Raw genomic sequence first — 26,530 nt, 5'->3', positions numbered from 1 at the left:
CCCCCGGGCCCCCCGGCCCCTCCGGCCCCTCCGGCCCCCCGGGCCTCCGGGCCCATGGCCCGCGGCCCTCTGAGGCGGCCCCGGCCGCCGTTGCCGACCGGGCGGGATCTGCGAAGGTGGAAGGTGAGGGCCGTCACACCGACCGGGCCCGACGGAGGTACCCCGATGGAGCCGATGCCACCGGACCCGCGTGGCCCGGCCCTCTTCGGGCCGCCGGCCGAACCTCCCGGCCTGCCCGTGCTCCCCGAACTCGCCGAGCGGCTGTCCGCGGCGGCCGGCCGGGGCGCGCCCGAGCCGGTGGGCGGCGGACCCGGGCTGCTCGACGCCGCCTGCGGCTACTGGTCCCGGCGCGGACTGGACACCGGCCCCGAGCGGCTCCTGGCCGCCGCCGGCCCGCAGCCCCTGCTGCTCGCGCTGCTCGCGGCGGCCGGCGGCGACGTCTTCACGGCCCGCCCGTGCGCCCCCTGGCACTCCGCGCAGCCGCTGCTGCTCGGCCGCCCGGCCTACCCCGTGCCCGTCCCCGCCGAGTGCGGGGGTGTGCCCGATCCGTTCGCCCTGCTGGAAACGGTCCGCCGGGTGCGGGACGAGGGCGGGGAACCGCGGGTGCTCGTCCTCTCCCCGGCCGATGACCCGACGGGCACCACGGCGCCCCCCGAGCTGCTGCACGAGGTGTGCGAAGCGGCGGCCGGTGAGGGGTTGTTGATCATCAGCGACGAGACGGACCGCGACGCGCTCCATCCGTCCCCCGTGTCCGTCCCCGAAGGCGAGGCCGATGCCGATGCGGGAACCGTTGACGGAGCCGGAGCCGGAGCCATGGACGGGGCCGTCGACGTCGCGGCCGCTGACAGCGCCGGCGCTCCCGGCGGCAGGGGCCCCGCGACCGGCGGAGGGCGTGCGCGGGGCGGAGCGCCCGCGTCGCCCGCCGGAGAATCCCCGACGGGGACGTCCGGGCCGCGGATGCCGGAGTCGGGGACGTCCCGGCCCGGGACGCCCGCGGCGGGAGCGCCCGGACCGGGAACACCCGCGGCGGCCGGGGTGCGCACGGGGCGGGGCCGGCCCGTGTTCCTCAGCCCGGCGGAGATGCTGCCCGAGCACGTCGTCGTCCTCACGGGGCTCGGCGGCACGCTGCTGCCGCCGGGCTGGCCCGCCGCGATCGCCCGCTTCCCGGCGGGCAGGGCCGGGGCACGGCTGCGCGCCGCCACCTGCGGTGTCCTCGCCGGGATACGGGCCGAGCCGCCGTCGCCGCTGGCCGCCGCCGTCGCCCACGCCCTCACCGAACCGCCCGCCGTCACCGAACGGCTCCGGGCCGCCGCCCGGCTGCACGGCATCCTCGCCGCCGCCCTGTACCGGACCGTCGTCCGGCATGGCGCCCTGTGCCGCCCGCCGCGCGCCGGGGACCGGGTCTACGCCGACCTCAGCCCCTTCGGTGACGCGCTCGCGGCCCGCGGGATCGGCGACTCCGTGGAGCTGGAGGACCACCTGACGCGGCGGCTCGGCTTCCCCGTGGCGGGCGCGCACCGGTTCGGCGACGCCCCGGACGCGCTCCGCGTCCGGCTCACCACCGGCCCGCTGCTCCCACCGGACGAGGCGGGCCGCCTCCGGGCGCTCACCGCGCCGGACCCGCTGGACTCGCCGCACGCGGACCGGTCGCTGACCCTGGTGACAAGGGCTCTCGACGAGTGGAGCGGCGGATGACGGCACCGGAACGGGAACGGGCACCGGCCGACGGCACCGGTCACGGCCCGGCCGACGGCACGGCACCGGCCGCCCCGGCTCCGGTCGCCTTCGCTCCGGTTGCCCCGGCACCGGCTGCGGCACCGGGCGCCCCGGCCTTGATCGTCCCGGCGCCGGCGGACCCGGCGGCGGGCGGCGCGGCGGTGGCCGACGGTGTGCCGGACGGGCCCGGAGGGGCGCGGCGCCGTCCGTCCGGACGGGCCGACAGAAGCAGGAACGGTGTCAACGGAACGGGGCATACGGCAAGGGTGTGACGCCTCGTCGGCAGTGGGCCGCAGGGCACCGCGGGAGAGCCAAGGGAGCAGCGATGACGGAACGGCAGGAGCGCTTCCTCACCGGAATCGGCCCCGGTACCGGGGCCGGAATCGGTCCGGGGCCCGGAACCGGGACCCGGACCCGGACCGGCACCGCGTCCCGGACCGGGCCGGGCACCGCCACGGCGGCCCCCGTCAGCGCCACGGCCTCGGCCACCGCTCCCGCGCCGGGGCTCGGGCGGCCGGGCCCCCGTCCCCGTACCGGACCGCTGCCCGAGCCGCGCCCCCTCGGCGAGACCCGCGGCTGGCCCCGGTCCTTCGCCGACCGGCTCACCGCGCCGCTGCCCGCCGGGGTCGCCGGCCTCGCGCGGCTGGCCCGCGAAGGGGTGTCGCGGCCCCCCGCCGAGGCCCTGACGGAGATCTCCGAACTGCCCGTGGCGCCGGGCCCGCTGCCGGACGCCGGTCCCGCCACCGTCGCGGTCACCTGGGCGGGTCACGCCAGCTGGGTGGTGCGGATAGGCGGGCTCACCGTGCTCACCGACCCGGTGTGGTCCCGCCGCATCCTGGGCACCCCGTCCCGCGTCACCCCCGTCGGCGTCCCCTGGGAGGAACTGCCCCCGGTGGACGCCGTCGTCATCAGCCACAACCACTACGACCACCTCGACGGCCCCACCCTGCGCAGGCTCCCCCGCGACACCCACCTGTTCGTGCCGGCCGGGCTCGGCGCCTGGTGCCGGCGCCGCCGCTTCACCCGCGTCACCGAACTCGACTGGTGGGAGGCCGTGGAGCTGCCCGCCGCGGACGGCGGCGGCGTCCGCTTCGACTTCGTCCCCGCGCACCACTGGAGCAAGCGCACCCTCACCGACACCTGCCGCTCCCTGTGGGGCGGCTGGGTCCTGACCGACCCGGCGGGCCGCCGCGTGTACTTCGCGGGCGACACCGGATACGGCCACTGGTTCGCGGAGATCGGCGCCCGGCTGCCCGGGATCGACCTCGCCCTGCTGCCGATCGGCGCCTACGACCCCTCCGACATGCTGCGCGACGTCCACACCGACCCGGAGGAGGCCGTGCAGGCCTGCCTCGACGTGGGCGCGCGGCACATGGCGCCGATGCACTGGGCGACGTTCCTGCTCTCCGCGGAGCCCCCGCTGGAGCCGCTCACCCGGGTCCGCGCGGCGTGGCAGCGCACCGGGCGCCCCCGCGAACAGCTCTGGGACCTCCCGGTCGGCGGCTCCCGCATCCTGCCGGAGGGCTGACCCGGAGGGCCGGCCGGGAGGACCGGCCGGCCCCGCCGGTCAGTCCGCCAGGCGCCGGCCGGCCTCCCGGACCCGGCGCCAGCCGGCCGGGGCCGCGCTGATCGCCAGGGCCAGGGCCACCGCCGCCAGGGCGCCCTGCCACGGCTCGGGGAAGAGCGCGCCACCGGTGATCCCGACGAGCAGGTAGGCCGCCGCCCAGGCCAGGCTCGCCGGCCCGTCACCCCGCAGGAAGTCCCGCAGCGGGACCTTCGCCAGCAGGCACGCCACCATCACGGGAATCCGCCCGGCCGGCACCAGCCGGGACACCACGAGCACCGTCACCCCGTGCTCGTCGAGCTTCCGCCGCGCCGCCTCCAGCCGGTCGGGCGCGGCCCGGTCCCGCAGCCGCTCCAGCCAGCGGGAGCCGCTGTCCGAGCGCACGCCGCGCAGCCCGAGCCAGTAGAGGAGGACGTCGCCGGCGAAGGCCGCCAGGGCCGCCACGGTGAACACCAGCGGCAGGGTGAGTCCGGGCAGTTGGTGGTGGAGGGCCACGGCCGCCGCCGAACTGACCAGCGCGCCCGTCGGCACCACCGGCACCAGCGACCCGAGCGCCACCAGCAGGAACAGCGAGGGGTAGCCCACGAAGGTCTGCGGCGATGTCGCCGGCACCCAGCCGAGCAGGTCTCCCACCGCGCCGGGCAGGGCCCGGTGCACGGTCCCGTCGGTCACCGCGCGACCTCCGGCCGCACGCTCTGCCCGTGCTCCAGCCGGTGCACGGCCACCTCCGGGGCGAGCGATGTCGCGTGCCGGACGAACTCCTCGCCGGGGGAGTGGAATTCGTGCGGCCGTACCGCGTCCAGGCCGATCGGCCAGAACGTGCCGTAGTGCACCGGCACCGCGCACCGCGGCGCGAGCCGGGCGACCGCGCGGGCGGCGCGCGAGGCGTCCAGATGGCCGCTGCCCAGATACGGGCCCCAGCCGCCGACCGGCAGCAGCGCCACATCGCAGGGGCCCACCACGTCCGCCATCGCGTCGAACAAACCCGTGTCCCCCGCGAAGTAGGTGGTCGACTCGCCGTGGAGCACATAGCCCAGGGCGGGGGACCGGCTGGGCCCGTACGGCAGCCGGCGCCCGTCGTGCGCGGCCGGCACGGCACGCACCGTGAGATCGCCGATCCGCGTCTCGTCACCGGGCGCGACCTCGGTGACGCGCAGCGTCCCGGCCGCCAGCCGGCGCAGCGCGGGCACCGCGGCGAGCGCCCCGCGCGGCACGAGCACCCGGGTGCCCGGCTCCAGCCGGGCCAGCGAGCGCGGGTGGAGGTGGTCGGCGTGCAGATGGGAGACGAGTACGACGTCGGCCAGGGCCGCCTCGGGCGGCGGCACGGGGCCCCGGCGGCGGCGCAGATGCGCCAGCCGCTGCACGAACAGGGGGTCGGTGAGCACCCGGACCCCGGAATCCGTCACCGTCGCGGTGGCATGTCCCCACCATGTGATCTCGACCGGCACCCGCCACCTCCCGGAATCCCCGCCGCCGCGGCGGCGTCTCACAGCCGAGCGTAGCCGCACGGCCGGGTACGGCGCCGGGTGCGGCGGCCGCCGGGACCGCGCCCGGCGACCGCCTCCGGACGGCCATACCGCTGGTGCACCGTCTGCCCCGCGACCGCCCTCGTACCCGCCGGTCGGTACGGTGGGGCCGCCCCGGGTGGCGGCTGACGAGCGGGTGACGGGCGGCCGGAGCACGGGAACCGCGCCGGCGGCGGTGACAGCGTCCGCGGCAGCGGCGGCGACCGGGCCGGTGTCCGCGGCCGGGACACCGGCGGGAAGCGGCCGGAGCACGGTGCGGCGTCGACGCGGTACGGCGGACAACGCGGTACGGCGGACAACGCGGTACGGCGGACAACGCGGTACGGCGGACAACGCGGTGCGGCGGCAACGCGGTACGGCGGACAACGCGGTACGGCGGGCGACGCGGTAAGGCGACATGGCGATACGGCGACAAGGAGAGTGACCGTGACCCCAACGACAGTGGCGGTACTGGGCCCGGGCGGCGTCGGAGGACTGGTCGGCGCGCTGCTCGCCCGCGCGGGGCACCGGGTGGTGTGCCTCGCCGGAGCGGAGACCGCCGGGACGCTGCGCACGGACGGCCTGCACGTGACCAGCGGGCGCTTCGGCGCGTTCCACGTCCCGGTGGAGGCGGACACCGGACTGCGCGAACCGGTCGATCTGCTGTTCGTCACCGTCAAGGAGACGGCGCTCGCCGACGCCCTGGAGCGGGTGCCGGCCGAGGCGATCGGCGGCGCACTGGTGCTGCCGCTGCTCAACGGGGCCGACCACCTCGGCCCGCTGCGCGAGCGCTACCCGGCGGAGCAGGTGGCCGCCGCGACGATCCGCGTCGAGTCCACCCGCGTCGCCCCCGGCCGCATCGACCACACCAGCCCCTTCGCCGCCATCGAACTCGCCGGCCGCACCGTGCCCCGCGACCGTCTCGACCGCACCGCCGCACTGCTGCGCGAGGCCGGGCTCGGCGCGACCGTACGGGACGACGAGACCGCCCTGCTCTGGGACAAGCTGGTCTTCCTCGCCCCGATGGCCCTGCTCACCACCCGCTACGCGAGCACCGTCGGCGCGGTCCGCGAGGAGCGGCGGCCCGAACTGCTCGCCCTGCTCGACGAGATCGGCACCGTCGCCCGCGCCGCGGGCGCCACCGCGGAGCCGGGGGAGGTCCTCGGCTTCCTGGAGGGCGCCCCCGGCTCCATGAAGTCCTCGATGCAGCGCGACGCCGAGGCGGGCCGCCCCCTGGAGCTCGACGCGATCGGCGGTTCGGTGCTCCGCGCCGCCGAGCGCCTCGGCCTCCCGGCCCCGCTCACCGCGGAGATCGTCGCGGAGCTGCGGGAGCGCACCGCGCGGTGAGCGGCTTCCTCGGGCAGCTCCCGGCGCTGCTCGGCGTGGTGATCGGTGCGGCCGGTTCGTACGTGGCCGTGACCGCGGGTGAACGGGCCCGGTTCCGCCGGGAGCAGAAGGTTCGCTGGGACGAACGGCGTATCACCGCCTACGCCGACTACGCCCGTGCGGTGAAGTCCACGACGAGTCTGCTCTGGCGGGCCGCCGCCCACCACGGCGCCGACCCGCACCCCCACCCCCTGAGCCCCGACGAGGCGGAGCCCGCGCTCGCCGCCTCCTTCGACCGGGGCGACGCCGCCTGGGAGGGCGTGCTGCTGCTCGGCACGGCGGACGCCGTGGCGGCGGCCCGGCGCTGGTCGGCCGCGGTCCGGGAGATGCACCGCCTGGTCCGCGCCGGCGGGCGCGACCCCGCGGCGTGGTCCGAGGCCGTGGCCGCCGCCCGGGACGCGCGGGCCGCCTTCTACGACGCCGCCCGCGCGGACCTGGGCATCCCGCCGTGACGGCCGCGCGCCCCCGGGTGGCCGAACCGCGCCGCCGCGCTCCGCGACCCCCGCCCGGGCCCGCCCGTGCCGGGCCCCGCGCTGTGACAGGCTGGGGAGCGCCCGTACGTCCTCAGGGTGCGGGCACGCCCGGAGGGGCGGGCGGACCGGCGAGATGGGAACGTGCGTGGTACCAGGCAGATGGTGGCGGGCCGTCGGCGGCGCGGTGTTCCGGGTGCTCGCGGTGTGGGCGGTCAGCACGCTCACGATGCTCGTCCTCGCCGGCATCCTGCCGGACTTCCGCATCCAGTCGCCCAGCGGCGACAGCCCGACGACGATCGCCCGCACGGCCGCCATCGGCGCCGGCGCCTTCGGCCTGCTGAGCGCGCTGGTCTGGCCGCTGCTGGTGCGCGCGCTGCTGCTGGTGCCCGCGTTCTTCCTCGGCGTCCTGGTGTTCTTCCTCAACGGCTCGATGCTGCTGCTCGCCCTCCGGCTGGTCCCCGACGGCGGCAGCGAGGCCGGGCCGGAGACGGCCGTGGCGGTGGCCGCCATCATGTCCGCCGTCGCCTCCGCCACCAGCACCGCCCTCGCCGTCCGTGACGACGGCGCCTACCGGCGGCGGCTCCGCCGGCTCGCCCACCGGCACCGGCCCGGCCCCCGGCGCGACGGGGAGGGCGGCCCGTCCGCCCGGCCGGGCACCCTCTTCCTCCAGCTCGACGGGGTGGGCTTCGACGTCCTCAGCGAGGCCGTCAGCCCCCGCACCCTGCCCGGCACCGGCCGGGTGCTGCCGCCCGTCATGGAGACCGTCGCGTCCTGGGTCGGGAGCGGAAGCCACGTGCTGTCGATGTGGCGCACCGACTGGTCCAGCCAGACCGGCGCCAGCCAGCTCGGCATCCTGCACGGCACCAACCACGACGTCCCCGCCTTCCGCTGGTACGAGAAGGAGACCGGCCGCGTCATGGTGTGCTCCTCCCCGAGCAGCGTCGCCGAACTCCAGCGCCGCGCCGTCGACCGCACCGGCGACCGGGGGCTGCTGGCGGAGGACGGCGCCAGCCGCGGGAACCTGTTCAGCGGCGGCGCGCAGCAGCTCGCCCTCGTGCTCTCCGTGGCCGCCCGGCGGGGCCGCGGCATCCGCTCCCGGGCCGGCTACTTCGCGTACTTCTCCGACCCGGCCAACGCCACGCGCACCGCCCTGTCCTTCACCGCCGAGGTGTTCCGCGAGATCGTGCAGTCCGTGCGGGCCCGGACGCGGGGTGACGAGCCGCGCGTCAAGCGGGGCGGGCTCTACCCGTTCATCCGCGCCTTCGCGACCGTCGTCTCCCGGGACGTGGTCGTCGCCGCCGTCATCGGCGACCTGTTCGCCGGGCGCTCGGTGATCTACGCCGACCTCGTCGCCTACGACGAGGTGGCCCACCACTCCGGCCCGCACAGCCGGGACGCCCAGCAGGTGCTGGCCCGGCTCGACCGCAGCGTCCGGCTCCTCGCCAAGGCCGCCGCCCACGCGCCCCGCGCCTACCGGATCGTGCTGCTCTCCGATCACGGGCAGAGCCCCGGCCGGACGTTCGCGGACGCCTTCGGCACCACCCTGGAGGAGCTGGTCCGCGTCGGCTGCCGGGGCGGCCCGTCCGGCTCCCGGCCGCTGACCGGACGGCGGGCCGACCGCGAGGTGACCGGCGCCGAGGCGCGGGCGGTGGCCCGGGCGGCGCTGCACCGCGCCGACGAGGAGGAGCGGGAGACCCGGCGCGGCCGCGGCACCGGGCCGATCGTGCTCGGCTCCGGCAACCTCGGCCTGATCAGCTTCCCCGACCTGCCCGGCCGGGTCAGCCGGGAGGAGATCGACCGCCGCCACCCGGCGCTGCTGGGCACACTGGCGGAACACCCCGGCATCGGCTTCGTCCTGGTGCGCAGCGAGGAGTACGGGGACGTGGTGCTGGGCCCGCACGGCGGCGAGCACCGGCTCGACCAGGGCGTCGTCATCGGTACGGACCCGCTGGCGCCCTTCGGCCCGGAGGCCGAGGACGCGGTCCGGCGCACCGCCGCCTTCCCGCACGCCGCGGACATCATGGTCAACTCCGCCTACGACCCGACGACCGGGCGGGTGCACGCCTTCGAGGCGCAGATCGGCTCGCACGGCGGACTCGGCGGAGCGCAGGGCCACGCCTTCCTGCTCCGGCCCGCCGAACTGTCCCCGCCGGCGCCGGGGGGCGAGATCCTCACCGGCGCGGAGGCACTGCACGGGGTGTTGCGCCGCTGGCTGGCCGAGACGGGCGCGGCCCGGCCCGGCGCACCCGGCACCGGCGCCGGCCCGAGCGGCGCCCACGCGACCGGCACGCCCGGGACCGGTCCCGCGACCGGCGTGCCCGAGATCGGCGCCCCCGGGACGCCGCTGTCGCCCCCGGCGGACGGCCCGGGCGAACGCGTCCGCTGACCGCGCGCAGCCGGGCCGCCCGTACCGCTCAGGCGGCGGGAGCGGCGGCCCGCCCGTCTCGCCGGAGCGGAGCGCCGGCGGCGTGCAGATGGCGTAGTGCCTCACCGTACGAGGCGATCAGTCCGGTCTCGTGGTAAGGGATGCTCAGCTCCGCGCAGTACTCGCGGACGATGGCCCGGGCCCGGCGCAGATGCGGGGTGGCCATGCTCGGGAAGAGATGGTGCTCGATCTGGTGGTTCAGCCCGCCCAGGGCGATGTCCATGAGGCGCCCGCCGCGCACATTGCGTGAGGTGAGCACCTGGCGCCGCAGGAAGTCGGGCCGGTCGTCGCCGGTGAAGGTCGGCATCCCCTTGTGGTTGGGCGCGAAGGTCGAACCCAGGTAGACGCCGAAGACGGCCTGGTGGACGAAGAGGAACAGCAGCGCCTTGCCGGGGGAGAGGACAAGGAACAGCGCGCCCAGATAGACCGCGATGTGCGCGGAGAGCAGGACGGCCTCCAGGGCCCGCCGCTTCATCCCCCCGGCGAAGAGCGCCCGGACGCTCGACACATGGAGGTTGAAGCCCTCCAGGGTGAGCAGCGGGAAGAACAGATACGCCTGCCGGCGGCCGATGAACCGGGGCAGGCCCCGGCTCTTTTGTGCCTGCTTCCCCGACCACACCAGGATGTCGGGGGCGACGTCCGGGTCCAGCTCCTCGTGGTTGGGGTTGGCGTGGTGCCGGGTGTGCTTGTTCATCCACCAGCCGTAGCTCATTCCGATGCCGAGATTGCCGAACAGCCGTCCGCCGATCTCGCTGGGCCGCCGGCGGCGGAAGACCTGGCGGTGGGCGAGGTCGTGGGTCAGCAGGGCGATCTGCCCGAAGACCAGGCCGAGGAAGCCGGCCACGGCCGCCTGCCACCAGGAGTCGCCGAGGAACACGAAGGCCGTCCAGCCGCCCGCGAAGAGCAGGGCGACCACGGAGAACCGGATCGCGTAGTAGCGGGGGCGGCGCTCCAGGAGGCCGGCGCGGGAGATCCGCTTCGCCAGCCGGGCGAAATCACTGCCGGATTCCGCCGTACGGGGATGATGGACCGTGTCCGAGGCGGCCCGGGCTGTACCCGGGGCCTCGGTGCTTGTCGTCATACAACCGAGTGTGCGGCACCCGGAGGCACTGCCTCCATCCGGGCAGCCCGCCGGCCGGTACGGGGGAAGCCCCCCCGGGGCGCAGGGCGTGCGGGGTGCAGGGCGTGCGGGGCATGCGGCGTGTACGGGGCTCAGGGCGCCGTGGCCCGCAGATATGCCCCCGTTTCGGCGTCAGCCGGCAGCAGCGTCTCGATGGCCAGCTCCGAAACCGTCACATCCATGGGGGTGTTGAAGGTGGCGATGGTCGAGACGAAGGAGAGCACCCGCCCGCCGTGCTCCAGCCGCATCGGCAGCGCGACCGGCTCCCGCTCCCCGGCGGTGGGCGAGGCGGACGCGGGTGAGGCGGGCGCGGCCCCCCGGCCCGGAGCGGGGGCGGGCGCGGGCGGTGCCGGGTAGTCGCGCAGCTCCTCGTACAGCGCGCGCAGCGGTGCGGAGCGGACCAGCGGCAGCTGCCGCTCCAGCCGGCCCAGCAGATGGCCGCGCCACTCGGCGTGGTTCCGGATGCGCGGGGCCAGGCCGCCCGGGTGGAGCGCGACCCGCAGGGCGTTCAGCGGAGGCTGGAGCAGCGGAGCTGCGACGCCCTCCAGCAGCGCGGCCAGCCCGCGGTTGGCGGCGACCACCGTGTACGTCCCGTCGACCACGAACGCCGGATACGGCTCGTAGCCCGCGAGCAGCCGCTCCAGCTCCGCGCGGAGCGGCTCCAGCGCCGGGTCGTCCAGCGGCCGCTCCGGGAACTGCGGGGCGTAACCGGCGGCCACCAGCAGGGCGTTGCGCTCCCGCACGGGGACGTCCAGCTGCCCCGCCAGCCGCAGCAGCAGCTCGCGGCTCGGCCGGGACCGGCCGGTCTCGATGAAACTGATGTGCCGGGCCGAGGAGTCCGCGCGCAGCGCCAGCTCCAGCTGGCTGATCCGGCGCAGCTCCCGCCAGCCCCGCAGCAGCGCCCCCGCTCCGTTCCGGGCGGTCGTTCCGGTGTCCCCCGCATGCGTCGTCATGCCGCCTGACGGTAGCCGAGGAGAGTGACAGAGCCCCGGGGCCGTGGCGCGCGGCGGACGCGGCGTGCCACGGTGGCAGGCGGAGGAACGGTATCCGACGGAGGGAAGACCCGTGGCACCCCAACCGCTCTCGCCCCAGGAGATCCAGGACGCTCTCACCGAGCTGCCGGGCTGGTCGTCCACCGGCGACCGCCTTGAGCGCACCTACACCTTCGCGGGCCATCTGGCCGCGGCGGCGATCGTCACCGAGATCGCCCGGGTCCAGGAGAGCCTGAACCACCACGCCGATCTGACGCTCAGCTACAACAAGCTGACGGTGTCGGTGAACACCCACAGCGCGGGCGGCAAGATCACCGAACTGGACACCGAACTGGCCCACCGCATCGAGCAGATCGCGGTGGAACACCGGGTGGCCTGACGATCCGGGGCCGGGCCGCACCTGTTCCGCCCCCGGCGCCCCGGCGCCCGGCACGGCCCGGGGACGGAGCGGGAGACGACGGCCGGGCACGGCCCCGGGCAGAGCACGCGCCCGGGTACCCCGAGGCCCGGCGCGGGACCGCGGGGCTGTCCGGCCCCTCCCGTCTCGGACCGCCCGTCCCGGCGGCGGCCGGGGATCACACCGCCGGGAGTTCCATCAGTGCCAGCGGCTCGGTGGTCGGCTGCGGTGAACCGCCCGCCGGTTCCACCGTGACGCCGACCCCGCCCGCCCCGCCGACCCGGCCCTCCATCAGCACCGCCCCCGCCGCGGAGCCCGTGTCCTCCCCGGCCGCGAGCGTGAGCAGGCCGGCGGAGCGCATCGTCCCGCCGTCGTCGAACCACAGCTGGTACACCTTGCCGCCCGGCAGTTCCGGCAGCCCCGAGGCGAGGAACGCCGCCCGGTCCTCGGAGCGCGACACCACCACCGTCCCGTTGGCGCCGTCGCCCAGCGGGGCCGAACCGGTGCGGGCGTCCGGCGCCGTCAGGACCAGGGCCAGCTGCTCCGAGCGCCGCTCCGCCGCCCGCGCCTCGGCCCGGGCGTCGCGCGCCTCCTGCCGCTGCCACACCGCCACTCCGCCGAGCCCGCCGGCCAGGACGGCCAGGCACGCCGCCAGAACGAAGTACGAGATTCCGCGCGAGCCGCGCCGTCCGCCGCCGGCCGCGCGGGTGCGCCCGCCGCCGTCCTCTCCGCCTCCGGCGTCCGGCCGGGCACCGCGTGTTCCGGCACCGCGTGTTCCGGTATCGCGTATTCCGGCGCTGTGCGGCCGGGCGCCGTGCGGCCGGGAGCTCTCCGGCCGTGCCGGGCGGGGCACACCAGGCGGGTCCTGGCGGACCGAGGTGATCCGGGCCAGCACCTGCTCCCGCATCTCCGGCGGCGGCTCCACCGACACGGCCGATCCCAGCCTTCCGGCGGTCGCGGACAGCTCCAGGACCTCCTGTTCGCAGGCCGTGCAGACCGCCAAGTGTCGTTCGAAACGCGCCCGTTCGTCCTCCGGCAGGGCGTGCAGGGCGTAGGCGCCGGTGAGCGTGTGCAGATCGGAGCCGTCCCCGTCCCCGGCCCCGGAGCCCGCGCCGCCCCCGCCGTACCCGCCCGGGCCGTCGTACCCGCCGTGCCCGCCGAATCCGCCGGGTTCACCGGCTTCGCCCGCGCCGCTGGGGTGGTCGTACCCGCCCGGTCCGCCGAGGCGCGCCGGACCGCCGGGGCCGCCCCGTTCGTCAGTGCCTCCCGGCCGCCCGCCCGGGCCGCCCGCACCCGGGCCGTCGAACCAGCCGGTGCCGCCCGGCCCGCCGCGACCGGGCCGGCCGCGCTCCCCGCGGCCTCCGTGGCCTCCGCGGCCTCCGCGCCTGCTCACGCCGTCACCCCCAGGCAGTCGCGCAGCCGGATGAGCCCGTCGCGCATCCGTGTCTTCACGGTGCCCAGCGGGGCCCCCAGCAACTCTGCGACCTCGCGGTAGGTGAGGCCGCGGTAGTAGGCGAGCGTCACCGCGTGCCGCTGCAGCTCGGTCAGACCGCGCAGGCAGCGCCGCACCTGCTCGCGCTCCAGCCGCGCCTCGACCTGCTCGGTCACCTCGTCGAACGCCGGTGTGCGGTCCAGCAGCGCCGCCCGGTGCTCCCGGTCGGAACTGGCCTGCACCGACCGCACCCGGTCCACCGCGCGCCGGTGCGCGAGGGTCATCACCCAGGCCATGGCACTGCCCCGGTCCGGCCGGAAGCGGGCCGCGCCGCGCCAAATCTCCACCAGCACCTCCTGAGTGACCTCCTCGGACTGCGCGGGGTCGCGCAGCACACGGCGCACCAGACCGAGCACCGGTCCGGCCACCACGTCGTACACCGCCGCGAACGCCTCCTGATCGCCCCGCGCGACCCTGCCCAGCAGGGCCCCGAGATCGGGGCCGGGGGCGGAGACCTCGCCCATGAAGACGGCTTCTCTCACGCCGCGGCACCTCCGGCTCTCCGGCGCCGGGACCGGGGCGCCGGCGGGGCGCCGCTCCCGTGGCGGCCGGTGCGGGCTGACGTCATGTCGTCCTCCAGGAAGCAGGGGGCGGCCGGGGGAAGCACCGGCCGGTGTGCCGTCGTGACGCGTGCGGCGGGACGGGGGCGGGGACGGGGCCGGGTCACGGAAACCCGGCCCCGTCCGTCATTCGGAGCCGGACGCCGCGCGGATGGGCCGGGAAGCCGGAAGACCGCGGGACCAGGGCACCCGGCCGGGCGCCGCGGGCTGCGGCCCGTCCCCGGACCGGGTCCGGCGCGGCCGGGGCCCCGCGCCGCCTCCGGCAGCGGCCGGGCGCCGGCGGCCGCGGGCAGGAATCTGATGACCGGACAGCACATGCAGGACAGTACGGAGACGGAGGGGGATGTACTCGGTCGTCCGCCGGACCGGTCCGGCCGGGGTCCGGTCAGCGGCAGGCCCGCCGTCCGTCCGCCCCTCCGTTCCGGGCCGCCGCCCCGGCGGTCCCTGACGCCGTCCGGAGTTGCGCAGGATCCTCACCGAGCGGGTCCGGGCCGACATCGACGCCAACGTCGCCTACCACGAGGCATCCGGCCCCCCGGCGACGCCACGGCCGTCAAGCTGCTCATGCCGGCCCTGAACTGGCTCATCGTCGAGCAGCTCACCCTGCCGGACGTCTTTACGGAGGCGGAGCGCGAACACCTGGTGACGGCAGCGGTGGAGCGGATCGTGGCGGCGGAGTAAGCGGCCGGTGCGCGGGCAGCCCTCTCGGTGCGGCGCGCGGCGCCTTCGGCGGCCGTTCGGGTCGAAGGGGGGCCGGCGGGGCGGCCGCGGCGGTAGGACGCCCGGCCGGCGGGTACCGCGTGGGCGTGATCCTTTCTGTGGAGCTCCTTCCGGAATCATGGCTGCGCGATGCCGTCGAGCTGCTGGTCCGTCTGGTGGAGGCGGCCGGCGCGCTGGTCATCTTCACCGGCGCCGTCTGGTCCTTCGCCCGTTTCCTGACGGCCCTGGTGCGGGAGCGCGGCCGGTCGCGGGGGTTCAACCGGATCCGGCTGACCCTGGGCCGGTTCCTGGCGCTCGGCCTGGAGTTCCAGCTCGCCGGTGACGTGCTGCGCACGGCGGTGGCCCCCAGCTTCACCGAGATCGGGCAGCTCGCCGCGATCGCCGCCATCCGGACCGCGCTGAACTTCTTCCTCGCCCGGGAGATCGCCCACGAGCGCGCGGAGCTCGAACGCGGCGACGACCTGCCGGGCCCGCCCGGTGACCGGAAGAAGACCGGGCCGCGCTCCGCCGGGGAGCCGGGGCGGTGAGCTCCCTGCTGGAGACGGCCGCGCTGCTGGTCACCGCGGCCGGTCTGCTCTCCGCCCTCGCCGCCTGGGCGGGCACCCGCAGGCCGCGTCTCGCCCTGCAGGTGCTGCTGGACTTCCTCACCGCGGCCGGTCTGCTGCGGCTGTCCCACGATCTGTCCTGGAACGGCATCCTGGTGGTGGCCGCCGTGGTCGCGGTACGGAAGATCGCCATGGTCGGCATGGTCCCCTCCGCGCTGCCGCAGGCCCGGGACGGCGGCAGCGCGGGCCGGGGCCGGGCTACGCGGACCCGGTCAGCGCGGTGAACCCGCCCTGCCGGGCGAGGCGTTCGAGTTCGTCCAGGGCCGCGAGGGCCCGGGCCGCCGCGTCCGGGTCGCGTGCGGCGAGGCCGCTCGCGGCGAACTCGTCCTCGTCGAGGCGGAGCACGCGGCGGCCGTCGGCCGACCGCCACAGGTCGAGGTCGAGGTCGGCGACGACGAGGGTGCCGCCGTCCTCGTCCGTCACCCGCGCCGGCCGCGTCACGTCGCAGTACCAGCCCTTCAGGGTGCCGTCCGCCGCCCGGACCTCCTTGACGGCGTACCAGCGGTCGCGCCAGAAGTGCTCGGTGAAGACATCGCCCGTCTCGAACCGGACGAAGCCGAAGTCGCGGACGGCCGCACCCGCCCAGGGGGCCCGGACGACGACCCTCGTGCCGTCGTCCCCGACCACCGTCGCCGGATACCGCACGTCCGGCCGGGGCGACTTCACCAGCCGCACGGTCACCTCGGCTCCGGGTGCCAGCCGACCGCCGCCCGCGCCGTTCACCCCGCCCGTGCCGTTCACCCCGCCCGCGCCGTTCACCGCCTGCGCGCCGTCTCCGCCCCGCCGACCGTCGCTGTCTCCCGGGCCGTTCACGCGATTCCCGCCGTTCCGACCGCCGTGCCCGTGACGGTCTCCGTGGGGGAGACGGCCGCCGCCCCGGCGCCCGGCTCCTCGAACTGGGTGCGGTACAGCTCCTCGTAGCGGCCGCCCCGGGCCAGCAGCTCCTCGTGCGTGCCGCGTTCGGCGATCCGGCCGTCCTCGACGACGAGGATCTCGTCCGCCGCCCGCACCGTGGACAGCCGGTGCGCGATGACCACGGCCGTCCGCCCGGACAGCGCCTCGCCCAGGGCCTCCTGCACCGCCGCCTCGGAGGTGGAGTCCAGATGCGCGGTGGCCTCGTCCAGGACGACCACCCGCTGCCGGGCCAGCAGCAGCCGGGCGATGGTCAGCCGTTGGCGCTCGCCGCCGGAGAGCCGGTAGCCGCGTTCGCCGACGATGGTGTCGAGGCCGTCGGGGAGTTCGGCGACCAGTCCGTCGAGCCGGGCCCGGCGCAGCACCTCCCACAGCTCCTCCTCGCCGGCCTCCGGGCGGGCCAGCAGCAGGTTCGCCCGCACCGACTCGTGGAAGAGATGGCCGTCCTGGGTGACCAGGCCGACCGTCTGCCGCACCGACTCGGCCGTCAGATCGCGGACGTCCGTGCCGGAGAGCCGGACCGCCCCGCTGTCCACGTCGTACAGCCGCGGCAGCAGCTGCGCGATGGTCGACTTGCCGGCGCCCGAGGAGCCGACCAGCGCGACCATGCGGCCCGGTTCGACGCGGAACGACACCTCGTGCAGCACCTCCGTGCCGCCCCGGGTGTCGAGCACGGCGACCTCCTCCAGGGAGGCCAGGGACACCTTGTCCGCCGACGGATAGCCGAAGGACACCCGGTCGAACTCCACGGACACCGGGCCCTCCGGCACCCGCGCCGCGTCCGGCTTCTCCGCGATGAGCGGCTTCAAGTCCAGCACCTCGAAGACCCGCTCGAAGCTCACCATGGCGCTCATCACCTCGACCCGGGCCCCGGCCAGGGCGGTCAGCGGCGCGTAGAGCCGGGTGAGCAGCAGCGCCAGCGCGACGACGGCGCCCGGCTCCAGGCTGCCGCGCAGCGCGTAGAAGCCGCCGAGGCCGTAGACGAGGGCCAGGGCGAGGGCGGAGACCAGGGTGAGCGCGGTGATGAACACCGTCTGCGTCATGGCGGTGCGGACGCCGATGTCGCGCACCCGCCGGGCGCGGGCGGCGAATTCGTCCGATTCCTCGGCGGGCCGTCCGAAGAGCTTCACCAGCGTCGCGCCGGGCGCCGAGAAGCGCTCCGTCATCTGGGTGCTCATCTCGGAGTTGTAGCGCGCGGCCTCCCGCCGCAGCCGGGCCAGCCGGGTGCCCATCCGGCGCGCGGGCAGTACGAACACCGGCAGCAGGAGCAGCGCCAGCAGGGTGATCCGCCAGGAGAGGCTGACCATCACCACCAGCGTGAGCGCCAGGGTGACGAGATTGCCGACGACTCCGGAGAGGGTGTCGCTGAACGCCCGCTGCGCCCCGATGACGTCGTTGTTGAGCCGGCTGACGAGGGCCCCGGTGCGGGTCCGGGTGAAGAAGGCGACGGGCATCCGCTGCACATGGTCGAAGACGGCCGTGCGCAGATCGAGGATGAGCCCCTCGCCGATCCCGGCGGAGAGCCGGCGGGCCAGCAGGCCGAGCCCGGCCTCGGCCACCGCGATGCCGGCGATGAGCACCGCCAGCGAGGTGACGGTGCCCACGGCGGCGCTCTTCACGATGCCGTCGACGACGCGCCCGGCGAGGACGGGGGTGGCGACGGCGAGGGCCGCCGTGACGACGCTCAGCAGCAGGAACCAGCTCAGCCGGGTGCGGTGGGGGCGGGCGAAGGCGCCGATGCGGCGGAGGGTGTCGCGGGAGAAGGGCCGGCCGTCGTCCTTGCGGGTGGCGTTCGCGGCATGGTGGAGCGAGGTCCACGCGGTGACTTCCATGTCCATGACGGCAACCGTAGAAGCTCAAGTCGACGTGAGGTCAACGGCTTTTGCGGGCCGGCCCGCCGCCCGCGGCGCGGACGCGGTGACGCCGCGCCGCGGGCCGGGCGCGGGCCGGACAAGGGGATCAGACGAAGTCGGCCGTGGCCGGGTCGGCGCCCAGGCGCCGGGTGGAGTCCAGGGAGGCGAGGGCCGCCAGGTCGTCCGCGTCCAGATCGAAGCCGAAGACGTCGAAGTTCTCCTTGATCCGGGCCGGGTTCGCAGACTTGGGGATCACCACGTTGCCGAGCTGCAGATGCCAGCGGAGCACGATCTGCGCGGGCGTGCGGCCGTGCCGCTCGGCGAGCCGGGTGAGGACGGGCTCGTCGAGCAGGCCCTTGCCCTGCCCGAGCGGGGACCACGCCTCGGTGGCGATGCCGTGCTCGGCGTGGAAGGCGCGGGAGGCGGCCTGCTGGAACCAGGGGTGCAGTTCGATCTGGTTGACGGCGGGCACGACGGACGTCTCGTCCATCAGCCGGGTGAGGTGATCGGGGAGGAAGTTGGAGACGCCGATCGCCCGGGCGCGGCCGTCCTGAAGGATCTTCTCCAGGGCGCGGTACGTCTCGACGTAGCGGTCGCGCCGGGGCAGCGGCCAGTGGACCAGGTAGAGGTCCACGTAACTCAGGCCGAGCTTCGCGAGCGAGGTGTCGAAGGCGCGCAGCGTGGCGTCGTACCCGTGGTCGCTGTTCCAGACCTTCGTGGTGACGAAGATGTCCTCGCGGGGGAGGCCGGAGCGGGTGATGCCGGCGCCGGTGCCGGCCTCGTTGCCGTAGACGGCGGCGGTGTCGATGCTGCGGTAGCCCGCTTCGAGCGCGGTCGTCACGGCCGCCGCGGCCTCGTCGTCCGGGATCTGCCAGACGCCGAAGCCGAGTTGGGGCATGCGGACACCGTTGTTGAGGGCGATGGAGGGGACGTTGCTCACGGGCGGTCGGTCCTTCTGGTCGTCGTGGTTCGGTCGTCGTGGTCGGTCGCCGTGGGTCGGTCGCCGTGCGGTGACTCGGACGCCGCGGTGCCACGGCGGCTTCTGCCCCTGATCGGACGATCGATGACGGCCGCGCATTCCGCGTTCCGGTATCCGGTAAGGGTATTCCGCATGGCCCCCGTTCCCGGGGAAGGCCGGGCGCGGCGCCGACACAGCTCCCGGGCGGCGGCGGCCGCGACGGGCTCAGGTGCGGTACAGGGCCTCGACCTCGTCGGCGCACGCGGACTCGATGGCCTTGCGCTTGAGTTTCAGCGAGGGCGTGAGCAGCCCCTGCTCCTCGGTGAACTGCGCCGACAGGATGCGGAAGGTACGGATCGACTCGGCCTTCGACACCATGGTGTTGGCGGCCACGACCGCGCGGCGGATCTCGGTCTCCAGCTCCTTGTCGCGCACCAGTTCCGAGGCCGTGAGCCGCGGCTTGCCGCGCATCTTCAGCCAGTGCTCCACCGCCTCCGGGTCGAGGGTGACCAGCGCGGCGACATAGGGCCGGTCGTTGCCGACGACGATGCACTGGGCGACCAGCGGGTGCAGCCGCACGCGCTCCTCCAGCGGGCCCGGCGAGACGCTCTTCCCGCCGGAGGTCACCAGGATCTCCTTCTTCCGCCCGGTGATGGTGAGGTAGCCGTCCTCGTCGAGCGAGCCGAGGTCGCCGGTGGCCAGCCAGCCGTCGCGCAGGGTCTCGTGGGTCGCCTTGGGCTCGTTGAGGTAGCCGCTGAAGACGTTCCCGCCGTGGAGCCAGATCTCGCCGTCCTCCGCGATGTGCACGGAGGTGCCCGGGATCGGCGGGCCGACGGTTCCGTAGCGGGTGCGCTCCGGGGGGTTGGCGGTGGCGGCGGCCGTCGACTCGGTCAGCCCGTAGCCCTCGTAGACGGTGACGCCGGCCCCGGCGAAGAACAGCCCGAGCCGCCGTTCCATCGCCGAACCGCCGGACATGGCATGGCGGATGCGGCCGCCCATGGCCGCGCGCAGCTTGCCGTAGACGAGCTTGTCGAAGAGCTGGTGCTGCAGCCGCAGCCCGGGGCCGGGCCCGGAGCCGGCCCCGAAGGCCCGGTCCTCCAGCGCCTCGGCGTAGCGCACCGCCACGTCGACGGCCTTGTCGAAGGGGCCCACCCTGCCCTCGGCCTCCGCCTTGCGCCGGGCCGCGTGGAAGATCTTCTCGAAGACGTAGGGCACGGCGAGGATGAAGGTGGGCCGGAACACGGCCAGGTCCGGCAGGAGTTCGCTCGCCGCGAGGTTCGGCTGGTGGCCGAGTTTGACGCCGTGCCGGATGCCCGCGACCTCCACCATCCGGCCGAAGACATGGGAGATCGGCAGGAAGAGCAGGGTGGACGGCTCGTCGCCGGGCCGGGAGTGGAAGACCGGCTCCCAGCGGGTGACCATCGTGTCGGTCTCGAAGAGGAAGTTGGCGTGGGTGAGCACGCAGCCCTTGGGGCGGCCGGTGGTGCCGGAGGTGTAGATCACCGTGGCGGTGGAGTCCGGGGTGACGGCACGCCGGTGACGGTGCACCACGTCGTCCTCGATGTGCGCGCCGGCGGCGGTGAGCTGCCCGACGGCGTCGGCGTTGAGCTGCCACAGCCGGCCCATCCGCGGCAGCCGGTCGATCACCGAGCCGACCGTCATGGCGTGGTCCTCGTGCTCGACGAGGCAGGCCGCGACGTCCGCGTCGTGGAGGATCCACAGGACCTGCTCGGCGGAGGAGGTCGGGTAGATGGGGATGGGCTGGGCGCCGATGCTCCACAGGGCGAAGTCGAAGAGGGTCCACTCGTAGCGGGTCCGGGACATGATGGCGACACGGTCGCCGAAGCGTATGCCCTCGGCTATCAGCCCCTTGGCGAGCGCCAGCACCTCGTCGTGGAACTCCGCCGCGGTGACGTCCCGCCACACGCCGTCCGACTTGCGGCCCAGCACGACCTTGTCCGGTTCGCGGGCGGCACGGTCGTAGACGGCGTCGGCCAGGCCGCCGGCCTGGGGCGCCGTCGTGACAGCGGGGGTGGAGATGTCGCGCAACGCATCCCTCCTCGGAACTTCCTCGGCACTTCGCACAGCCCGGCGACGGTACCCGATGGATCCGGATCGGCGTGAGGTTCGCACCGCAACCGTAGGGTGCGGTAAATGTGCAGGTCAGGTGGGGGAATGGCGGAGCCGTGCGCTGACCTCGGCCGATTACTGACTCGGGGGTCAGTTGGCCTTTCACCGTCTTCACGCGATCCCCGCCGGTCCGTCACCGGCGCTTCACGGCGGATCTCTTCACGGCGGCCGCCTCTCGCGGGGCTCGCGGGGCGTCCGCCCAGGCCGGGCACGCCTCCGGCGCCGGCCCCGTCCCCGGTCCTGCTCCCGCCCCCGGTCTTCACACGGTGACGCGCTCCGCGCCCGCGTAGACGTTCATGGACGCGCCGCGGAGGAAGCCGACGAGGGTCAGCCCGGTCTCCTCGGCGAGGTCCACCGCGAGGGAGGACGGCGCGGAGACGGCGGCCAGCACGGGGATCCCGGCCATCACCGCCTTCTGCGCCAGCTCGAACGAGGCCCGCCCGGAGACCAGCAGTACGCACCGCGACAGCGGCAGCCGCCCGTCCTGCAGCGCCCGGCCCACCAGCTTGTCGACGGCGTTGTGCCGGCCGACGTCCTCCCGCAGGTCCAGCAGCTCGCCCTCGGGCGAGAACAGTCCGGCCGCGTGCAACCCGCCCGTCCGGTCGAACACCCGCTGGGCGGCGCGCAGCCGCTCCGGCAGCCCGGCCAGCACCGCGGGCGTGACGCGGACCGGCGGCTCGTCGGCGACCGGCCAGCGGGCCGTGGTCCGCACGGCGTCCAGGCTGGCCTTGCCGCAGATCCCGCAGGAGGAGGTCGTGTAGACGTTGCGCTCCAGCGTGATGGAGGGCACCGGCACCTCCGGGGCGAGCCGGACGTCCACCACGTTGTACGTGTTGCCGCCGCCGTCGGTGGCCCCGGCGCAGTAGGCGATGCCGGCCAGCTCCTCCGCCCGCCCCAGGACGCCCTCGCTGACCAGGAAGCCCGCCGCGAGCGCGAAGTCGTCACCGGGGGTGCGCATGGTGACGGCGAGCGGCTTGCCGCCCAGCCGGATCTCCAGGGGTTCCTCCGCGACGAGCGTGTCGGGACGCGCGCTCACCGCGCCGTCCCGAATCCGTACCACCCGCCGCCGCTCGGTGACCCGGCCCATGTGCTGTCTCCCGCCTGCGCGTCCGACCCGATGGCCACCGTATGCCCCGGAACGGCGGCGCCGCCCCCCGCCCCGTCCCGGCTCCGGATGCGGGGCCGGGACGCCTCTGCCTAGCCTGGAAAGGAACGGCAGGTTCCGGCCGGCGGCCCGCCGGCCCGGCGCCACCGCCGCCGCCGTACGCGGCCCAGGCCCGGGAGGCAGTCATGAGCCAGGCTCCACACACCCCGGCGAGCGCTCACGCGTCCGCCACCCGCAGCACCGCGGGGCCCGGCGGTACCGCGGTCTTCGCGGGAGCCGTCCTGCTGATCGCCGGCGTCCTCGGTGTCCTGCAGGGCATCGCCGCCATCGCCGAGGACGACGTCTTCGCCGAGATCGGCGACTACGTCTTCGAGGTCGATCTGACCGGCTGGGGCTGGCTCCACCTGGCGCTCGGCGTGCTGGTGGCGTTCACCGGCTACGGCGTCGTGCAGGGAGCGTCCTGGGCGCGCTACACCGCCATCATCCTGGTCTCGATCCATCTGGTCGCCAACTTCCTGTGGCTGCCGTACATCCCGGTCTGGGCGATCGTCCTCATCGGGATCGACCTGCTGGTCCTGTGGGCGCTGAGCACCTGGCGGCCCGAGAGCCCGCTCGCCCCCTGAGACCGCGGCGGGTCCGCCCGGGCCGTCCCCCCGCGCGGGGGGCGGCCCGCTCGTCGCGGACCGCCGGGGTCACATCTCCGGGACGACGACGGCCGCGGACGGCGCCGTGCCGGACGGGACGGCCTGTTCCGTCCAGATGACCTTGCCGTCCGCCGTGTAGCGGGTGCCCCACCGCCGCGCGAGCTGCGCGACGATCAGCAGGCCCCGGCCGCCCTCGTCCGTGGTCCGGGCGTGGCGCAGCCGGGGCGAGGTGCTGCTGGTGTCGGAGACCTCGCAGATCAGGGCGCGCTCCCGGATCAGACGCAGCGTGATCGGCCCGGTTCCGTGCCGGATGGCGTTGGTGACCAGCTCGCTGACGATGAGCTCCGTGGTGAACAGCAGATCGTCCATCTCCCACTCCGTCAGCTGCCGGGTGACGAAGGCGCGGGCCTCGGAGACGACGGCCGGGTCGCCGGGCAGTTCCTTGGAGGCGACCCGGGTCGAGTCCAGGACCCGGGTCCGGGCGAGGAGGAGGGCGGCGTCGTCGGAGGGCGGGCCGGCCAGCAGGGCCTCCATCACCTGGTCGCCCGTCTCCTCCAGTCCCGGCCGCGCGGCCGTGAGGACCCCGCTCAGCCGGGCCAGCCCGACCTCGATGTCCACGTCGTACGCCTGGAGGAGGCCGTTGGTGTAGAGGGCGATGAGGCTGCCCTCCTCCAGGGTGAAGTCGGCGGACTCGAACGGCAGGGCTCCCAGGCCCAGCGGCGGCCCGGCGGGCAGGTCCAGCACCTCGGCGGTGCCGTCGGGGCGGACGACCACGGGCGGTGGATGACCGGCCCGGGCCAGCGTGCACCGCCCGCCGACCGGGTCGTACACGGCGTAGAGGCAGGTGGAGCCGAGGAAGGTGGCGGCCACGCTCTCCTTCTCCGCGGCCGGCGGCTCCTCCGCGTAGCCGTCCGGGTCGGGCCCCATCAGATCGGTGACCAGGTCGTCCAGATGGGCGAGCAGCTCGTCCGGCGGGAGGTCCAGATTGGCGAGGGTGCGCACGGCCGTGCGGAGCCGCCCCATCGTGGTGGCGGCGTTGATGCCGTGGCCGACGACGTCCCCGACGGTCAGCGCGACCCGCGCTCCGGAGAGCGGGATCACGTCGAACCAGTCGCCGCCCACCCCGCTCGGCGCGTCGGCCGGGAGGTACCGGGACGCGACCTCCAGCGCGGAGCCCCCGGTCAGCCCGTGCGGCAGCAGGGAGCGCTGCATGGTCTGGGCCGCGGTCCGCTCGCGGGCGTAGCGGCGGGCGTTGTCGATGCTCACCGCGGTGCGGGAGACGAGTTCCTCGGCGAGCCGCACGTCGTCCTCCTCGAAGGCTCCGAGGCGCCGGGACCGGAGGAAGACGGCCGCGCCCAGGAAGACTCCGCGGGCCCGCAGGGGCACGACCATCATCGCGTGCAGCCCGGACGCGGCGGCGAAGGCCGCTAGTGCCGGATCGTCCGCCGGCCAGGCCCTGTCCTCGAGGCCGGGGCCCGACTCCACCAGGGTCCTGCCCCGGAGCAGGCAGCGGATCGCCGGGGAGTCGGGGGAAGGGCGGACGCTCTCGCCCGCGCCCGGTCCCGCTTCCCGGCCGCCGCCCACCGACTTCCGCCCCGCCCGCCGCAGGGCGGGGGTGCCGTCGACCGGTCCGGGAGCGGGCTCCTCCCCGCGCACCACCGACTCCAGCAGGTCGACGGCGACGAAGTCGGCGAGGGAGGGCACGGTGTCGTCGGCGAGTTCCTGCGCGGTCAGCGCCACGTCCAGGGTGCTGCCGATCCGGGCGCTGGCGTCGTTCAGCAGGGCCAGGCGCTGCTTGGCCTTCCAGCGGTCGGTGACGTCGATGACCATGTACCAGATCCCGACGCGCCGGCCGTGCCGGTCCTCCATGCCGAAGATGGAGACCGAGTACGCCCGCTCCTGGCGCGGATCGGTGAAGCCGGGGCCGCCGAATTCGTAGTCCAGCACCGGCTCGCCGCTCTCCAGCACGGCCCGCATGCGCTCCTCCAGCCCTTCCGCCTGCCGGCGGGGCAGGATGTCCGTCACCCGCCGTCCCAGCCGCTGTTCCAGCGGGGCCATGCGTTCCAGCACCCTGTTCACCCAGACGTACCGCAGATCGCTGTCGACCATGGCCATGCCGATCGGCGCCTGGCCGAGGGACGGCTCCAGCATCAGCTGGTTCACCCCGCCTCCCGGCAGCCGCCAGAAGGCGCGCTGCGGGGGGCGGCCGGCCCACCGGCCGAAGAGCAGCGCGGCGGCGGTGGCGGCCAGCACGCCCGGGACCATCTCGTAGACGCCGGTCTCCAGCGGACCGAGGAGCTGGTTGACGCGCCCCCAGAAGAGGACGACGCCCGCGCCCGTCACGATGCCGGCCATCGCCCCGGCCCACGTCATGCGCGGCCAGTACAGGGAGAGGAGGACGACGGGGCCGAAGGAGGCGCCGAAGCCCGCCCAGGCGTGGGCCACGATGTCCAGCACGCCGCCGCCCTCGAGCGCGATGACGCAGGCGGTCAGCGTCACCGCCACCACGGCGCCGCGGCCGACCCACACCAGCACCTTGTCCGGGGCGCTCCGGCTGAGGAAGGCGTGGTAGAAGTCCTCGGTCAGGGCGACGGAGGACACGAGCAGCTGGCTGTCCGCGGTCGACATGATCGCGGCCAGGACGGCGATCAGCATGATGCCCGCGATCCACGGGTTGAGCAGGGACTCCGTCAGGGCGATGAACACGGTCTCGGGGTTGGCGAGCGGCTCGTCGAGCAGGGCGATCCCGGCCAGGCCGGTGAGCGAGGCGCCGGTGAGCACGACGAGCACCCAGAGGGTGCCGATGCGCCGGGCCGCCGGGACGGCGCGGATGCTGCGGATGGCCATGAAGCGGGCGAGGATGTGCGGCTGGCCGAAGTAGCCGAGGCCCCAGGCGAGCAGGGAGACGATCGCGACGGCGCCGAGCGGGCTGCCGGCGGACCACTGGCCGCTGGAGTACTCGGCCCGGGAGCCCATCTCCAGGAGCGAGGCCGTCCGCAGGCTCAGCTCGTCGCCCAGCGTCCCGAACCCGCCCAGCATCGCGATGCCGGTCGCGGGCAGGACGACCAGGGCGAGGGCCATCAGCGTGCCCTGGACCACATGGGTCAGGCTCACGGCGAGGAAGCCGCCGAGGCACGAGTAGACGACGATCACCAGGGCGGTCAGCGTCACCCCGAGGCCGTAGGGAACGTCGAAGACCTGATCGAAGAGCAGCCCGCCGGCGACCAGTCCGCCGGCCACGTACAGGGTGAAGAACACGACGGTGACGGCGGCCGTGACGATCCGGAGCAGCCTGGTGCGGTCCTCGAACCGCTCCTCCAGATAGGCCGACAGGCTCACGGCGTTGCCGGCCCGCTCGGTGTAGGTGCGCAGCCGCGGGGCGACGAACAGCCAGTTGAGGTACGTTCCGGCTGCCAGCCCGATGGCGATCCAGGTGGCGCCGACGCCGGCCGCGTACACCGCGCCGGGGAGGGCCAGGAACAGCCAGCCGGACATGTCGCTGGCCCCGGCGGACAGGGCGGCGACCAGCGGGGGGAGCCGGCGGCCGCCGAGGGCGAAGTCGGCGAACGTGCGGATGCGGGGGTAGGACCGGAGCCCCACGGCGATCACGGCGACCAGATAGACCGCGAAGACGGTCACGACCGGTGCGCTCGGATCGAACATGTCCTCACCTGTGAGGCCTGGTGGACTTGGATGGTCCCCCGTGGGCGGGGCCGCGGCCCGCGGGGGCAACCAAGGGATGAGCGCAGATTAACCCATTTATGGTCTTGTGAGCCTTTTCCCATGTTGTGTGGATGTCCGGCGTGGGCCGGGCGTGGGTCCGGCCGCGCTCCGTCCGGCGGGCCGGGCCGGCCGGACGGCTGCGCCGCGCGGGTGACGGTGGGACGGGGAGTGGCGGGACGGGGGAGGCCGGGGGTGGCCGGGGGAGGTGCCGCCGCGGGGGAGTGTGACGGGGTGGGGCAGGGTGTGGCGG

Annotated in this window: 21 protein-coding genes and 1 pseudogene; 10 read left to right on the top strand and 12 right to left on the bottom strand. The window is 75.5% G+C overall.

Features of this window, described 5'->3' with window-relative positions; translation table 11 throughout:
- The first annotated feature begins 165 nt into the window (after positions 1–165).
- On the top strand, positions 166–1,695 hold the full coding sequence (locus IF83_RS34375; RefSeq protein WP_030548983.1) for a hypothetical protein: 1,530 nt from the start codon (positions 166–168) through the stop codon (positions 1,693–1,695).
- Between the two features lie 346 nt (positions 1,696–2,041).
- On the top strand, positions 2,042–3,244 hold the full coding sequence (locus IF83_RS0128155) for an MBL fold metallo-hydrolase (RefSeq protein WP_244177248.1): 1,203 nt from the start codon (positions 2,042–2,044) through the stop codon (positions 3,242–3,244).
- A gap of 39 nt (positions 3,245–3,283) precedes the next feature.
- On the opposite strand, the gene IF83_RS0128150 is transcribed toward IF83_RS0128155, so the two are convergent.
- Together IF83_RS0128150 and IF83_RS0128145 are read right to left on the bottom strand one after the other, a co-directional pair.
- Positions 3,284–3,925: a DedA family protein gene (locus IF83_RS0128150; protein WP_394297390.1), complete on the bottom strand. Its 642-nt coding sequence runs from the start codon at positions 3,923–3,925 to the stop codon at positions 3,284–3,286.
- 23 nt (positions 3,926–3,948) lie between these two features.
- The gene (locus IF83_RS0128145) at positions 3,949–4,728 is read right to left on the bottom strand and encodes an MBL fold metallo-hydrolase (protein ID WP_030548971.1); all 780 of its coding nucleotides are present in this window, start codon (positions 4,726–4,728) and stop codon (positions 3,949–3,951) included.
- A 504-nt stretch (positions 4,729–5,232) separates the two neighbouring features.
- Between IF83_RS0128145 and IF83_RS0128140 the strand changes: the two genes are divergently transcribed.
- From IF83_RS0128140 to IF83_RS0128130, 3 genes are all read left to right on the top strand, one after another.
- Positions 5,233–6,132 (top strand): ketopantoate reductase family protein, encoded by a 900-nt coding sequence (locus IF83_RS0128140; RefSeq protein WP_051723497.1) that lies wholly within the window; start codon positions 5,233–5,235, stop codon positions 6,130–6,132.
- Positions 6,129–6,623, top strand: coding sequence for a hypothetical protein (locus IF83_RS0128135; RefSeq protein WP_030548963.1), 495 nt, complete (start codon positions 6,129–6,131; stop codon positions 6,621–6,623). The genes IF83_RS0128140 and IF83_RS0128135 overlap by 4 nt, the downstream gene beginning before the upstream one ends.
- A 154-nt stretch (positions 6,624–6,777) precedes the next feature.
- Positions 6,778–9,030: a phage holin family protein gene (locus IF83_RS0128130; RefSeq protein WP_030548961.1), complete on the top strand. Its 2,253-nt coding sequence runs from the start codon at positions 6,778–6,780 to the stop codon at positions 9,028–9,030.
- A 28-nt stretch (positions 9,031–9,058) separates the two neighbouring features.
- On the opposite strand, the gene IF83_RS0128125 is transcribed toward IF83_RS0128130, so the two are convergent.
- Positions 9,059–10,150: a fatty acid desaturase family protein gene (locus tag IF83_RS0128125; protein ID WP_030548959.1), complete on the bottom strand. Its 1,092-nt coding sequence runs from the start codon at positions 10,148–10,150 to the stop codon at positions 9,059–9,061.
- Positions 10,151–10,281: 131 nt separating this feature from the next.
- A complete protein-coding gene (locus IF83_RS0128120; protein ID WP_030548957.1) occupies positions 10,282–11,142 on the bottom strand; it encodes a helix-turn-helix domain-containing protein in 861 nt (286 codons plus the stop codon).
- 112 nt (positions 11,143–11,254) lie between these two features.
- Here IF83_RS0128120 and IF83_RS0128115 point away from each other — a divergent pair, with 112 nt between their 5' ends.
- Positions 11,255–11,560, top strand: coding sequence for a 4a-hydroxytetrahydrobiopterin dehydratase (locus IF83_RS0128115; protein ID WP_030548955.1), 306 nt, complete (start codon positions 11,255–11,257; stop codon positions 11,558–11,560).
- A gap of 196 nt (positions 11,561–11,756) precedes the next feature.
- Here IF83_RS0128115 and IF83_RS0128110 read toward each other — a convergent pair whose 3' ends face one another.
- A complete protein-coding gene (locus IF83_RS0128110) occupies positions 11,757–12,653 on the bottom strand; it encodes an anti-sigma factor (RefSeq protein ID WP_030548954.1) in 897 nt (298 codons plus the stop codon).
- A 314-nt stretch (positions 12,654–12,967) separates the two neighbouring features.
- A complete protein-coding gene (locus IF83_RS0128105; protein ID WP_208605951.1) occupies positions 12,968–13,534 on the bottom strand; it encodes a sigma-70 family RNA polymerase sigma factor in 567 nt (188 codons plus the stop codon).
- A 544-nt stretch (positions 13,535–14,078) separates the two neighbouring features.
- Here IF83_RS0128105 and IF83_RS30805 point away from each other — a divergent pair.
- The 3 genes and pseudogenes from IF83_RS30805 to IF83_RS0128090 form a co-directional block, all read left to right on the top strand.
- Positions 14,079–14,311: pseudogene (locus tag IF83_RS30805) on the top strand (TetR/AcrR family transcriptional regulator); the annotation flags it as partial.
- Between the two features lie 125 nt (positions 14,312–14,436).
- Positions 14,437–14,877, top strand: a complete 441-nt coding sequence (locus IF83_RS0128095; protein ID WP_030548952.1) for a DUF1622 domain-containing protein — start codon at positions 14,437–14,439, stop codon at positions 14,875–14,877.
- The gene (locus tag IF83_RS0128090; RefSeq protein WP_208605949.1) at positions 14,874–15,179 is read left to right on the top strand and encodes a hypothetical protein; all 306 of its coding nucleotides are present in this window, start codon (positions 14,874–14,876) and stop codon (positions 15,177–15,179) included. Before IF83_RS0128095 ends, IF83_RS0128090 begins: the two co-directional genes overlap by 4 nt.
- On the opposite strand, the gene IF83_RS0128085 is transcribed toward IF83_RS0128090, so the two are convergent.
- From IF83_RS0128085 to fdhD, 5 genes are all read right to left on the bottom strand, one after another.
- A complete protein-coding gene (locus tag IF83_RS0128085) occupies positions 15,154–15,654 on the bottom strand; it encodes a ribonuclease FAU-1 family protein (protein ID WP_030548948.1) in 501 nt (166 codons plus the stop codon). The genes IF83_RS0128090 and IF83_RS0128085 overlap by 26 nt on opposite strands.
- A gap of 110 nt (positions 15,655–15,764) precedes the next feature.
- Positions 15,765–17,705: an ABC transporter ATP-binding protein gene (locus IF83_RS0128080; protein WP_051723496.1), complete on the bottom strand. Its 1,941-nt coding sequence runs from the start codon at positions 17,703–17,705 to the stop codon at positions 15,765–15,767.
- Between the two features lie 121 nt (positions 17,706–17,826).
- Positions 17,827–18,660 carry an aldo/keto reductase gene (locus tag IF83_RS0128075; protein WP_030548942.1) on the bottom strand — a complete coding sequence of 278 codons (834 nt, stop codon included), beginning with the start codon at positions 18,658–18,660 and terminating at the stop codon, positions 17,827–17,829.
- A gap of 243 nt (positions 18,661–18,903) precedes the next feature.
- The gene (locus IF83_RS0128070) at positions 18,904–20,727 is read right to left on the bottom strand and encodes an AMP-dependent synthetase/ligase (protein WP_030548941.1); all 1,824 of its coding nucleotides are present in this window, start codon (positions 20,725–20,727) and stop codon (positions 18,904–18,906) included.
- A 340-nt stretch (positions 20,728–21,067) separates the two neighbouring features.
- Positions 21,068–21,895, bottom strand: coding sequence for a formate dehydrogenase accessory sulfurtransferase FdhD (gene fdhD, locus IF83_RS0128065; protein ID WP_030548939.1), 828 nt, complete (start codon positions 21,893–21,895; stop codon positions 21,068–21,070).
- A 203-nt stretch (positions 21,896–22,098) separates the two neighbouring features.
- Between fdhD and IF83_RS0128060 the strand changes: the two genes are divergently transcribed.
- Positions 22,099–22,536, top strand: coding sequence for a DUF7144 family membrane protein (locus IF83_RS0128060; RefSeq protein ID WP_030548937.1), 438 nt, complete (start codon positions 22,099–22,101; stop codon positions 22,534–22,536).
- A 69-nt stretch (positions 22,537–22,605) separates the two neighbouring features.
- Here IF83_RS0128060 and putP read toward each other — a convergent pair whose 3' ends face one another.
- On the bottom strand, positions 22,606–26,220 hold the full coding sequence (gene putP / locus IF83_RS0128055; protein ID WP_051723495.1) for a sodium/proline symporter PutP: 3,615 nt from the start codon (positions 26,218–26,220) through the stop codon (positions 22,606–22,608).
- Positions 26,221–26,530 lie beyond the last annotated feature (310 nt).

It is taken from the genome of Streptomyces albus subsp. albus (assembly GCF_000719865.1).
Classification (GTDB): domain Bacteria; phylum Actinomycetota; class Actinomycetes; order Streptomycetales; family Streptomycetaceae; genus Streptomyces; species Streptomyces albus_E.
The sequence above is the reverse complement of the archived record's forward strand: the minus strand, read 5'-3'. Positions and strand labels throughout refer to the sequence as shown.

Bases quoted from the DNA above. Each gene is read 5' to 3' on its own strand.
- IF83_RS34375 (WP_030548983.1), top strand. From the start codon at position 166: ATGGAGCCGATGCCACCGGACCCGCGTGGCCCGGCCCTCTTCGGGCCG.
- IF83_RS0128130 (WP_030548961.1), top strand. From the start codon at position 6,778: ATGGGAACGTGCGTGGTACCAGGCAGATGGTGGCGGGCCGTCGGCGGC.
- IF83_RS0128155 (WP_244177248.1), top strand. From the start codon at position 2,042: ATGACGGAACGGCAGGAGCGCTTCCTCACCGGAATCGGCCCCGGTACC.
- putP (WP_051723495.1), bottom strand. From the start codon at position 26,220: ATGTTCGATCCGAGCGCACCGGTCGTGACCGTCTTCGCGGTCTATCTG.
- fdhD (WP_030548939.1), bottom strand. From the start codon at position 21,895: ATGGGCCGGGTCACCGAGCGGCGGCGGGTGGTACGGATTCGGGACGGC.
- IF83_RS0128080 (WP_051723496.1), bottom strand. From the start codon at position 17,705: ATGGACATGGAAGTCACCGCGTGGACCTCGCTCCACCATGCCGCGAAC.
- IF83_RS0128120 (WP_030548957.1), bottom strand. From the start codon at position 11,142: ATGACGACGCATGCGGGGGACACCGGAACGACCGCCCGGAACGGAGCG.
- IF83_RS0128125 (WP_030548959.1), bottom strand. From the start codon at position 10,150: ATGACGACAAGCACCGAGGCCCCGGGTACAGCCCGGGCCGCCTCGGAC.
- IF83_RS0128105 (WP_208605951.1), bottom strand. From the start codon at position 13,534: ATGGGCGAGGTCTCCGCCCCCGGCCCCGATCTCGGGGCCCTGCTGGGC.
- IF83_RS0128060 (WP_030548937.1), top strand. From the start codon at position 22,099: ATGAGCCAGGCTCCACACACCCCGGCGAGCGCTCACGCGTCCGCCACC.